The sequence below is a fragment of the Treponema sp. R6D11 genome, assembly GCF_054786075.1.
The window spans coordinates 1-679 of record NZ_BDHD01000625.1; the positions used below are offsets into that span (position 1 = coordinate 1).

Sequence of the window (679 nt, forward strand, 5' to 3'; positions counted from 1 at the left end):
GTATACAAGCGACAATATGGCTATAGTTTTTTACGTCTTCGCTTAAAAAAGTTACCGTATAAGTCCAGTCGTCTAAAACAGCTAACGCTTTGTCAGGTATGCGTTTAACTCCGCCCACTTTCTCGATGGGAATATCAAAGTGGTAAACTGTTTCGTCATAAGAGGTATAAGCGTTAGCATCGCCGCCGAAACGCATACCCAACGATCTAAAATATTCAATTATATCTTTATTAGGAAAGCGTTTAGTCCCGTCAAAACACAAATGCTCAACAAAATGTGCCAACCCTCTTTGATCTTCCCTCTCCAAAACAGACCCGGCGTTTACCACAAGGGCAAGCTGTGCCATGTTTTCGGGCAGAGAGTTTTCCAATATATAATAACGTAACCCGTTGGGAAGCACTCCTGTTAAAGCCCTGCTTGTAAGCGGAATGACATCTGTGCCTTTGCCTAAATCGGCGTAATTCGACGCAGAAAGGCAAGTAAGGATAAGGAACGCCAGAAGTATCGAGCATAAAATTAGGGGGAGTCGCTTAAAAATTTTATTTGTTTTCATGGGTAGAATATAGCATATATTTGTTTGTTTTTATAGAGCATATTTTGAATGTGGGGTATTTTAAGTCTGCCCGATAACAGACACCAGTGCGTTTACTTTCTAAATAAGCGTTCTCATACGAGACCA

General features: G+C 40.8%; 1 protein-coding gene. It reads right to left on the reverse strand.

Annotated features, from left to right (window positions below):
- On the reverse strand, positions 1-553 hold a 553-nt coding region (locus ACYVTD_RS15125; RefSeq protein ID WP_461248535.1), incomplete at its 3' end, for a M16 family metallopeptidase.
- Positions 554-679 lie beyond the last annotated feature (126 nt).